Below are 10,005 nucleotides of genomic sequence, written 5' to 3'. Positions count from 1 at the left end.
GCGACGATGTCGGTCGCCTGGCCGGCCGGAAAGCCGACCACCAGCTTCGCGACCTTGTCGCCCTGCGCATGGGCCGACGGCGCGGCCAGGGTGGCGAGCGAAAGCGCGCCAAACGTACGTCGTAGCATCGTGATCCTCCCTTGCAGGCTGTTGGAACAGGTTTTTGCAGGGACCGGCGAGCAACATCAACCCGCCAGCGGTACCAGGATACCTGCCTCAGAGGGTACGACATTCAATTCGTTAGATTCGTTTAATGCGTTTATTTCGTTTATTCGCCCGGGCCCGGCTTACTGGACGGCCTGCTAGATGACCTTGCGTGCCCGAAGGTCCGCGATCTCCGCCGCGGACAGGCCCAGCCTGCCATAGACTTCTTCGTTGTGCTGTCCCATCGCCGGACCGGCATGGCGTACGGCGCCCGGCGTCTCGGAGAAGCGCGGCACCACGCCCTGCATGCGCACCGAGCCCAGCTCGCCATCGGGCACGCTTACGATCGCCTGGCGTGCCGCGAATTGCGGATCTGCGAAGACGTCGGCGATGTCGTAGATCGGCGAGAAGCCCACCTCGTGGCGCGTGAACGTCTCACGCAACTCGGCGAGGGTCAGCTTGCCGATGGCGGTGCCGACGATCTCGTCGAGCTCGCGGTAGTTCTTCACCCGCGCCGGATTGAGGGCGAATCGCGGATCCTCCAGCAGGTGCTTCAGGTCGAGCGCCGCGCACAGCCGCACGAAGATGCTCTGGGTCGAGGCCGCGATCGACGCCCACTTGTCGTCGGCGGTGCGATAGACGTTGCCCGGCGCGGCGTACTGGCTGCGATTGCCCGACCGCGTGCGCACGGCGCCGAGCTGGTCGTATTCGATGGCGAGGAACTCGAGCGTGCGCATCATCGCCTCGGTCGCGGAGCAGTCGATCTCCTGGCCGCGCCGCTCGGGATGCTGCGCGAGATCGTGCAGGGCGGCGAGGATCCCCAGCGCGCCGAACAGGCCCGCGACGGCGTCGGAGATCGGATAGCCGAGATGCAGGGGCCGTCCGTCCTCCTCGCCGCAGATCTGGGTGAACCCGCTCATCGCCTCGAAGATGCGCGCGAAGCCCGGGCGCCCGGCATAGGGCCCGTCCTGGCCGAAGCCGGTGACCCTCAGGATCGTGAGGCGTGGATTGAGGCCCTGCAACCAGGCCCGCGTGATGCCCCAGCCGTCGAGCGTCCCCGGGCGGAAATTCTCCACCAGCACGTCGGCATCGGCCACCAGCTTCGCAAACAGGTCGCGTCCCTCGGGCAGCCGAAGGTCGAGCGTGACGCCCTTCTTGTTGCGGTTGGTGACCTTCCACCACAGCGGCACACCGTCCTTGTGCGGCGCCAGGGCGCGCAGCGAGTCGCCGACACCCGGCATCTCGACCTTGATGATCTCGGCGCCGTAATCGCCCAGCAGGCCCGCCGCGAACGGGCCGGCCACGACCGTCGATATGTCGACGATGCGCAGGCCCTTGAGCGGTCCTTGGGCTTCGGGTTGGTCGGTCTTCATCGGGCGTTTCCTCATGGTCGAACCGTGGGCCGATGCGCATGCGGAGCGGTCAGGGCAGCTAAACCAGCTTTGCGCGACCGAGAAGGCAGACAGGCGCGGGCGAAGGCTGGCAGACTGGCCGCTGGAGGCACATCATGAGCAACGAACTATGGCGTCTTACCGCAGTCGAGGCCGTTTCGCGCCTCAGGAAGAAGGAGATTTCGCCCCTCGACCTGGTGGAAGCCTCGGCGCGGCGCATGGAAGAGGTCGAGCCCGCGGTGAACGCCATGCCGACGCTCTGCCTCGACCGCGCCCGCGACCACGCGAAGCGGATCATGGACGGGAAGGCTAACGAAGCCGAGGGTGAAGCCGGCTGGCTGGCCGGTCTTCCGGTGTCGATCAAGGACCTGACCGACGTGGCGGGCGTGCGCACCACCTATGGCTCGCCGATCTTCGCCAACCACGTACCGGAAAAGTCCAATCCGCTGGTCGAGCGCATCGAGCGCAAGGGCGGCATTGTCATGGGCAAGTCCAACACGCCGGAGTTCGGCGCCGGCGGCAGCACCTTCAACGAAGTCTTCGGCCGCACGCGCAACCCCTGGAACACCTCGCTCACCTGCGGCGGGTCCACCGGCGGCGGCTCGGTCTCGGTGGCGACCGGCGAGGTCTGGCTGGCGCACGGCTCCGACCATGGCGGCTCGCTGCGGCGGCCCGGCACCTACTGCTCGACCGTCGGCCTTCGCCCGTCGGCCGGGCGTGTCACGCGCGGCACCTCGAACAATCTCTACTCGCCGCAGTCGGTGCAGGGCCCGATGGCCCGCAACGTCGCCGACCTGGCGCTGTTCCTCGACGCGATGTCGGGCTTCTGTCCGCAGGACGCGATGACCTTCGATGCGCCCGCCGTGTCGTTCAGCGCAGCCGTCGCCCAACCGGTGGCGCCGAAGAGGGTGGCCTTCACCATCGACTTCGGCGGCCGGTTCGAGGTCGATCGCGAGATCCGCGAGATCTGCACGAAGATGGCGCAGCGCTTCGAGGAGCTGGGCTGCATCGTCGAGGAAGTCTCGCCCGATTTCGGGCCTGTCGACGAGGTCTTCATGGCATTGCGCAGCCAGCAGTTCGTCGTCGACCGCGAGCTGCAGATCCAGCAGCATCGCGACAAGTTCAAGCCCGACATCATCTGGAACACCGAGCTTGGCCTCAAGCAGACGACGAGCCAGTTGGCCTGGGCCGAGCGCGAGCGCGCGGCGCTCTATCGGCGGATGTTCACCTTCTTCCAGACCTATGACCTGCTGGTGACGCCCGGCGCGCCGACCGCGGCGTTCGACGTCAACCTGCGGGCGCCGGCCACCATTGCCGGCAAAAAGCTGGAGAACTATATGTCGGGCTCGACGCTCAACTCCGCGATCACCGTGACCGGCAGCCCGGCGATCGCGGTGCCGTGCGGCTTCGACAGTTTCGGCCGGCCGGTGGGCCTGCAGCTCGTGGGCAAGCCGCGGGGCGAGGCGGCGCTCCTGCAGGCGGCAGCGCTCTACGAGAAACTGGTCGGATTCGATCGACTGCTGCCCATCGACCCCAGGCCGGGAACCGTGCCACCATCCTCCCCATAACAAGTGAAATAAGGGGGGAGAAGATCATGCGGGTCGTCATTACCGGCGCAAGCCGTGGCATCGGTCGCGCGACGGCCTTGAAACTGGCCGCCGACGGCGCGGATGCCATGACGCTGTGCGACGTGGCCTATCTCGACGAGCTGGAGGCGCTGGCCACCAACCTGCGCACCTCGGGCTGCAAGGTGCGCACGCTCAAGGCCGACATGGCCAAGCCCACGGAGCCCGCCAAGGTGATCGCGGCGGCCGTCAAGGCGATGGGCGGCATCGATGCGCTGGTGGGCAATGCCGGCATCACTGCGCCGTCGAAGCTGGTCGATCTCGACCTCGCGACCTGGAATCGCGTGTTCGACATCAACCTGCGCGCCAACTGGCTGCTCGCCAAGGCGGCCCATCCGCATCTCAAGCGCTCCAAGGGCGCCATCGTGATGCTGGCGTCGATGGCGGGCGTCGTGCCGCAGATTCCGACCGGCGCCTACAGCCCGACCAAGGCGGCGCTGATCATGCTGACCGAGATGATGGCGCAGGAATGGGCGCCCGACGGTATCCGCGCCAACGCCGTCTGTCCCGGCTTCGTCCACACCTCCATGACGGACGCGATCTACAGCAAGCCGGCGCTGGCGCGCGGTCGCGCCAAGATGGTGCCGCTCGGCCGGGTCGCCAAGCCGGGCGACATCGCCGACGCAATTGCGTTCCTGCTCAGTCCGCAGGCCAGCTACATCACCGGCCAGTCGCTGCTGGTCGATGGCGGTCTCGTCCACTCGGTCCTCAACCATGTTCCGGGAGTCGCCGCGACGCCGCGCGCCCGGTAAGCTGGGGCGACAGGCCCCTCATCCCCAAGCACCCGGCATGGAAACCTCGACCAAGACGGCGCGCCAGCTCTACGAGGCCCTGAAAGCCGATCCCCAAAGGCGTCGTTTCGGTTTCGGGCGCAGGCCTGCGCTTGTGAACGTGGACCTCCAGAACGCCTATACGCGGCCTTCCGAGTTCACGACCGCCTATGAGACCGATCCGCGCCAGATCGAGCATGTGAACAGGCTGGCGCGGCTGCTGCGCTCTCGCGGCGGCCCCGTGGTCTGGACCTTCGTCGCCTATCTCGACTCGGGAGAGGATTGCGGCGTCTGGGGAACGCGTGCCGACATGTCGGAGGCTCTGCGCAGCATCAAGGCCGACGACCGGCGGGCCAAACTCGACGATCGCTGCGACGTCGAACGAGACCATGACATCGTCCTGAACAAGCGCATGGCCTCGGCCTTCTTCGAGACGAACCTGGGTTCGCTGTTCACCTTTCACCAGGTGGATACGGTAATCGTCACCGGCGGCTCAACGTCAGGCTGCGTGCGCGCCACCGTGGTCGACAGTCTCTCACGCGGCTTCCGTACGATCGTTCCCGAGGAGTGTGTCTCCGACAAGCACGAGAGCCCGCACTTCGCCAACCTCTATGACATGGCGGCCAAATACGCCGATGTCCTGCCGGTGGCCGAGGTGGTCGATTTCCTGGAGCGCTATAGGCCGGTGACCTAGAGTGTTGGTGTCTCAGATTAGCCAAGCCCACCTCATCCTGAGGAGCCACGCGCAGCGTGGCGTCTCGAAGGATGGGCAACAGGCGTGGTGTGTGTAGCCCACGCTTCGAGACGGCTGCTGCGCAGCCTCCTCAGCATGAGGTTGGTGTTGGGCGAAGCGGTTCATTCCTGAATAGAATGCGTCAATTGAAGATCGACGGATCGATCAGGGGGCGGCCGCGCGGGCGGGCGGCTTCGGGGCGGTCGCATTTCTGGAAGACGCCGCGTCCGGCCGAGCCGCTCATGCGGCCTTCCTCCATCACGACCTCGCCGCGCGACAGGGTCATCACCGGATAGCCGATCAGCTCGCGGCCCTCGTAGGGCGTGTAGTCGCAATTGTGGTGGAGGATCGAATTGGTGAGGCTCACCCGGCGCTCGGGATCCCACAGAACGATGTCGGCATCCGAACCGACCGCGATGGTGCCCTTGCGCGGGTGCAGGCCGTAGATCTTGGCGGCATTGGTCGAACTGAGCGCCACGAACTGCTGCAGGGTGAGGCGGCCCTTGTTGACGCCCTCGGAAAAGAGCAGCGGCAGTCGGGTCTCGACGCCGGGCACGCCGTTGGGAATCTTGCGGAAGCTCTGGGCCGCGCCCGGCAGCTTCTTGCCGCGCACATCGTCGAATTTGAACGCGGCATGATCGGACGAGAGGATCTGGAAGGTATTGGCCGAGAGGCCGGTCCAGATATGCTCCTGGTTGTCGGTGCCGCGCGGTGGCGGCGAGCAGACGCACTTGGCGCCTTCCTCGCCGGGCTTCTCGAAATCCTCCTCGCTCAGGAACAGGTATTGCGGGCAGGTCTCGCCATAGACCCTGAGGCCGCGCGCCTGCGCCCGCTGGATCTCGTGCATGGCTTCCTTGGCCGAGACGTGGACCAGCAGCATCGGCACGTCGAGCAGTTCGGCCAGCGAGATGGCGCGGTGCGTGGCCTCGCGCTCGACCACGAAGGGGCGCGAGGTCGCATGGAACTTGGCGGCGGTCATGCCCTTCAGCTCCAGCCGCTCGGTCAGCCAGGTGATGCAGTCGGAGTTTTCCGCATGGATCATGAGCATCGCCTGCTCGCGGCGGGCGGCGGCCAGCGCGTCGAGCATCTCGCGGTCGGTGAGCTTCACGTCGTCGTAGGTCATGTAGACCTTGAACGAGGTGTAGCCGTCGGCGACCAGGGCGGTGAAATCCTGCCCCATGATCTTCTCGCTGGCGTCCGACAGGATCACGTGGAAGGCGTAGTCGATCAGCGACTTGCCTTCGGCGCGCTTGTGATACTTGTTCACCGCGTCGCGCAGGGGCTGGCCCTTGTTCTGGTAGGCGAAGGGAATGATGGTCGTGGTTCCGCCGGCCGCGGCGGCGCGGCTGCCGCTCTCGAAATCGTCGCAGAAGACCGAACCGTCGGCGGTGTCCTGGTCGAAATGGACATGTGCGTCGATGCCGCCGGGCACCGCGATCAGGCCCGTGGCGTCGATTTCGCGACGCCCCTTGTCGAGCTTTTCGCCCAGTGCGACCACACGCCCGCGGACGATGCCGATGTCGCCCTTCACCACGTCGGAGGCCGTGGCAATCGTCGTGTTGCGGATGACGAGATCGTACTCGGCCATGAGTCCTCCCGGGGCGGCTGCTTTGGATTCTAGTATAGCAAGTCCCGTGCCCGTTTCCGGTTGCCCTGTCTTCGTCTAGACCGGGGACGCGGCCCGGTCCAAACTCTCGCCAACAAAATGGGAATGGCAATGAAACGCTGGGTTGGCTCCCTGATCTCCGTACTGGCGGCCGTCGGTCTCGGCACTCTCGCGCAGGCACAGACCGTCGCCATCAAGCCGGCCGTCGTCTTCAGCACTGGCGGCAAGTTCGACAAGTCCTTCAACGAGGGAGTCTCGCAGGGCGCCGAGCGCTTCAAGAAGGAGACGAACATCGCCGTTGCAGAGTTCGAGCCCAGTAACGAGACCCAGTTCGAGCAGGCGCTGCGTCGCTTCGCCCAGCGCGGCCAGGATCCGATCATCGCCGTCGGCTTCGCGCAGGCGGTCGCCCTGGCGAAGGTCGCCCGGGAGTTCCCCAACATCCACTTCACCGTCATCGACAGCGTGGTCGACCTGCCCAACGTCCAGTCGGTCGTGTTCAAGGAGCAGGAAGGCTCCTTCCTGGTCGGCGTGCTGGCGGCGATGGCCTCGAAGACCGGCAAGATCGGGTTCGTGGGCGGCATGGACATCCCGCTGGTGCGCCGCTTCCAGTGCGGCTTCGAGCAGGGCATCAAGTACGCCAGCCCCAGTGCCGAGCTGATCACCAACATGACGGGCACGACGCCCGCCGCCTGGAACGATCCGGGCCGCGGCGCGGAGCTGGCCAAGGGACAGTTCGATCGCGGGGTCGACGTCGTCTATGCCGCCGCCGGCAGCACCGGCCTCGGCATCCTCCAGGCGACCAAGGACCGCGGCAAGCTCGGGATCGGCGTCGACTCCAACCAGAACCACCTGCATCCCGGCAACATGCTGACCTCGATGCTGAAGCGCGTCGATCTCGCGGCCTACAACAGCTTCAAGGCGGCCCGCAGCAACGAGTGGAAGGGCGGCGTGCAGGTACTGGGGCTCAAGGAGGGCGGCGTCGACTGGGCGCTCGACAAGGACAACGAGAAACTCATCACTCCGCAGATGAAGGCCGCGGTCGAGGCTGCGAAGGCCGCCATTATCTCGGGCCAGATCGTCGTCCACGACTACATGAGCAACAATTCGTGCAAGAGCTGACGGCCGACGCTGCCATCGAGCTCCGGGGAATCGACAAGTCTTTCGGCAGCGTGCACGCGGTGCGGGGCGCCTCGCTGCGGGTCGAGCGCGGCAGCATCACCGGCATCGTGGGCGAGAACGGCGCCGGCAAGTCGACGCTGATGAGCATCCTCTACGGGCTCTATCGCGCCGATGCCGGCGAGATTCTGATCGAGGGGCGTCCGGTCGAGATGGCGAGTCCGCGCGATGCCATCGGCCACGGGATCGGCATGGTCCACCAGCACTTCATGCTGGTCGACAGCTTCACCGTGCTGGAGAACCTGATCCTGGGCGCCGAAGGCGGGGCGCTGCTGGCGGGCGGGTTGGCGGCGGCGCGGACCGAGCTGGCGCGGCTCGCCGGTGAATATGGGCTGGCCGTCGATCCCGATGCGCGGGTCGCCGACCTGTCGGTGGGCGAGCAGCAGCGGGTCGAGATTCTCAAGGTGCTTCTTCGCGGCGCGCGGATCCTCATCCTGGACGAACCCAGCGCCGTGCTCACGCCCCAGGAGACTGACCGGCTGCTGCAGATCCTGCGCCTGCTGCGCGACCGCGGCGTCACGGTGGTGCTGATCACCCACAAGCTGCGCGAGATCCTGGCGGTGACCGACAAGGTGATCGTCATGCGCCGAGGCGAGGTGGTGGCGGAGCGGCGGACGGCGGAGACCGATGCCCAGGATCTCGCCGAGCTGATGGTCGGCCGCACGGTGCGCTTCGATCTCGACAAGGCGCCGGCGCGGGAAGGAGAGACGATGCTGGCCGCACGGCACCTGTCGCTGGTCGATGGCCGCGGCGTCCGCCTGCTCGACGACATCTCGCTCGAGGTGAGGGCGGGGGAGATCGTGGGCATCGCCGGCGTTTCCGGCAACGGCCAGACCGAGTTGCTGCAGGTCCTCTCGGGCATCCGGCCGCCTACGGGCGGCGAGATAGAAGCCTGCGGGCGCAGGGTCGATGCCGCCCATCCCGTCGATCCGGCCGAGATGCGGGATCTCGGGGTGGCCCATGTGCCGGAAGACCGGCTGCGACAGGGACTTGTGCCGGCCTTCCTCGCGTCGGAGACCTCGATCCTCGGCTACCAGGATCGCGAGCCGTTCTGCCACAACTACCTCATGGACGGTCCGGCGGTCGGCAGATACTGCGCCGATCTCATGGAGCGCTTCGACGTGCGGCCGCGCGCGCCGGGCCTGCGCTCCTCGAACTTCTCCGGCGGCAACCAGCAGAAGCTGATCCTGGCACGCGAGATGGCGCGCAATCCCAAGGTGCTGCTGGTCGGGCAGCCGACGCGCGGCGTCGACATCGGCGCCATCGAATTCATCCGTCGCGAGCTGATCAAGAGCCGCGACGCGGGCTGCGCGGTGCTGGTCGTGTCGGTCGAACTGGAGGAGATTCTGTCGCTGGCCGACCGCATCCTGGTGATGTTCGGCGGGCGCATCGTGGGCGAGGTCGCCGCAGGCGAGGCGGACGAGCGCATGCTGGGCCTGATGATGGCGGGCGCGCGGGCGGCATGAGCGCCTCGCGCCGTCCGTTGCCCGGCTGGGTCGAGATCGGTTTGTTGCCGCTGGCCAACATCGCGATGGCCTTCCTGCTCGTCGGGGTGATCGTGGAGGTCATCGGCGTCGATCCCCTCCACGCGCTGAAGCTCCTGGTCCTGGGCGCCGTGGGTTCGTCCGAGGCGATCGGCTACACGCTCTATTACGCCACCAATTTCATCTTCACCGGCCTCGCCGTCGCAGTGGCCTTCCATGCCGGCCTGTTCAACATCGGCGGCGAAGGTCAGGCCTATATCGGCGGGCTGGGCTGCGGCCTCGCCGTGCTGGCGCTCGACCGCTACCTGCCGCCATTGCTCGTGATCCCGCTCGCCATCCTCGCCTCGGCGGCGTTCGGTGCGGCCTGGGCGGCCATTCCCGCCTGGATGCAGGCCTGGCGCGGCAGCCACATCGTCATCACCACCATCATGTTCAACTTCGTGGCCTCGGCCCTGATGGTCTACCTGATGGTGAACGTGCTGATCGCGCCGGGCTCGATGACGCCACAGAGCCGGGGCTTCGCCGCCTCCGCCGCGGTACCGTCGATGCAGGCCGCGCTGCAGTGGATCGGTATCGCGGTCGCGCCGTCGGCGCTCAACCTGTCGCTGCTGCTGGCGCTTCTGGCGTGCGTCGGCGTCTGGATCTTCCTGTGGCACACGCCGTGGGGCTATGGCTTGCGCACCATGGGGCACAATCCGGAAGCGGCGGTCTATGCCGGCACCAACCTCAAGCGCATGACCATGCTGGCCATGTGCCTGTCCGGCGCCCTGGCCGGCGGCGTCGCGGTCAACGAACTGCTGGGCGTACATCATCGGCTCGTGCTCGACTTCGCCGCCGGCTACGGCTTCACCGGCATCGCGGTCGCGCTGATGGGAAGAGGCCATCCGCTGGGCATCGTGCTGGCGGCGCTGCTGTTCGGCGCACTGCAGCAGGGCGGGGCGGAACTCGCCTTCGAGATTCCCGCGATCACGCGCGAGATGGTCGTCGTGATCCAGGGGCTGGTGATCCTGTTCTCGGGTGCGCTCGTCCATCTGCCGCGGCCCTGGCTGCAGGCGTTGTTCGCGCGACGGGGCTGA

8 protein-coding genes are annotated in these 10,005 nt (G+C 66.9%); 6 read left to right on the top strand and 2 right to left on the bottom strand.

Features of this window, described 5'->3' with window-relative positions; all coding sequences use genetic code 11:
* Positions 1-302: 302 nt before the first annotated feature.
* Positions 303-1,517, bottom strand: coding sequence for a CaiB/BaiF CoA-transferase family protein (locus Q7V45_RS25550; protein ID WP_304857168.1), 1,215 nt, complete (start codon positions 1,515-1,517; stop codon positions 303-305).
* Positions 1,518-1,651: 134 nt separating this feature from the next.
* Between Q7V45_RS25550 and Q7V45_RS25545 the strand changes: the two genes are divergently transcribed.
* From Q7V45_RS25545 to Q7V45_RS25535, 3 genes are read left to right on the top strand one after another with little or no spacing between them, the layout of a single operon-like run.
* A complete protein-coding gene (locus tag Q7V45_RS25545) occupies positions 1,652-3,103 on the top strand; it encodes an amidase (RefSeq protein WP_304857167.1) in 1,452 nt (483 codons plus the stop codon).
* A gap of 26 nt (positions 3,104-3,129) precedes the next feature.
* Positions 3,130-3,912 (top strand): SDR family NAD(P)-dependent oxidoreductase, encoded by a 783-nt coding sequence (locus tag Q7V45_RS25540; RefSeq protein ID WP_304857166.1) that lies wholly within the window; start codon positions 3,130-3,132, stop codon positions 3,910-3,912.
* A gap of 37 nt (positions 3,913-3,949) precedes the next feature.
* Positions 3,950-4,624 carry an isochorismatase family protein gene (locus Q7V45_RS25535; protein WP_304857165.1) on the top strand — a complete coding sequence of 225 codons (675 nt, stop codon included), beginning with the start codon at positions 3,950-3,952 and terminating at the stop codon, positions 4,622-4,624.
* Positions 4,625-4,805: 181 nt separating this feature from the next.
* On the opposite strand, the gene hydA is transcribed toward Q7V45_RS25535, so the two are convergent.
* Positions 4,806-6,251: a dihydropyrimidinase gene (gene hydA, locus Q7V45_RS25530; protein WP_304857164.1), complete on the bottom strand. Its 1,446-nt coding sequence runs from the start codon at positions 6,249-6,251 to the stop codon at positions 4,806-4,808.
* A 129-nt stretch (positions 6,252-6,380) separates the two neighbouring features.
* Here hydA and Q7V45_RS25525 point away from each other — a divergent pair, with 129 nt between their 5' ends.
* Genes Q7V45_RS25525 through Q7V45_RS25515 form a run of 3 tightly spaced genes read left to right on the top strand, consistent with a single transcriptional unit; the run spans position 6,381 to position 10,005 of the window.
* Positions 6,381-7,388: a BMP family protein gene (locus Q7V45_RS25525; RefSeq protein ID WP_304857163.1), complete on the top strand. Its 1,008-nt coding sequence runs from the start codon at positions 6,381-6,383 to the stop codon at positions 7,386-7,388.
* Complete coding sequence (locus Q7V45_RS25520; protein ID WP_304857171.1) at positions 7,385-8,911, top strand: ABC transporter ATP-binding protein; 1,527 nt, start codon at positions 7,385-7,387, stop codon at positions 8,909-8,911. The genes Q7V45_RS25525 and Q7V45_RS25520 overlap by 4 nt, the downstream gene beginning before the upstream one ends.
* Positions 8,908-10,005 (top strand): ABC transporter permease, encoded by a 1,098-nt coding sequence (locus Q7V45_RS25515; RefSeq protein WP_304857162.1) that lies wholly within the window; start codon positions 8,908-8,910, stop codon positions 10,003-10,005. The genes Q7V45_RS25520 and Q7V45_RS25515 overlap by 4 nt, the downstream gene beginning before the upstream one ends.

The organism is Reyranella sp. (assembly GCF_030651995.1).
Taxonomy (GTDB): domain Bacteria; phylum Pseudomonadota; class Alphaproteobacteria; order Reyranellales; family Reyranellaceae; genus Reyranella.
The sequence above is the reverse complement of the archived record's forward strand: the minus strand, read 5'-3'. Positions and strand labels throughout refer to the sequence as shown.

Excerpts from the sequence above, each read along its gene's own strand:
- Q7V45_RS25550 (WP_304857168.1), bottom strand. The coding sequence starts at position 1,517 with ATGAAGACCGACCAACCCGAAGCCCAAGGACCGCTCAAGGGCCTGCGC.
- Q7V45_RS25545 (WP_304857167.1), top strand. The coding sequence starts at position 1,652 with ATGAGCAACGAACTATGGCGTCTTACCGCAGTCGAGGCCGTTTCGCGC.
- Q7V45_RS25540 (WP_304857166.1), top strand. The coding sequence starts at position 3,130 with ATGCGGGTCGTCATTACCGGCGCAAGCCGTGGCATCGGTCGCGCGACG.
- Q7V45_RS25535 (WP_304857165.1), top strand. The coding sequence starts at position 3,950 with ATGGAAACCTCGACCAAGACGGCGCGCCAGCTCTACGAGGCCCTGAAA.
- hydA (WP_304857164.1), bottom strand. The coding sequence starts at position 6,251 with ATGGCCGAGTACGATCTCGTCATCCGCAACACGACGATTGCCACGGCC.
- Q7V45_RS25525 (WP_304857163.1), top strand. The coding sequence starts at position 6,381 with ATGAAACGCTGGGTTGGCTCCCTGATCTCCGTACTGGCGGCCGTCGGT.
- Q7V45_RS25515 (WP_304857162.1), top strand. The coding sequence starts at position 8,908 with ATGAGCGCCTCGCGCCGTCCGTTGCCCGGCTGGGTCGAGATCGGTTTG.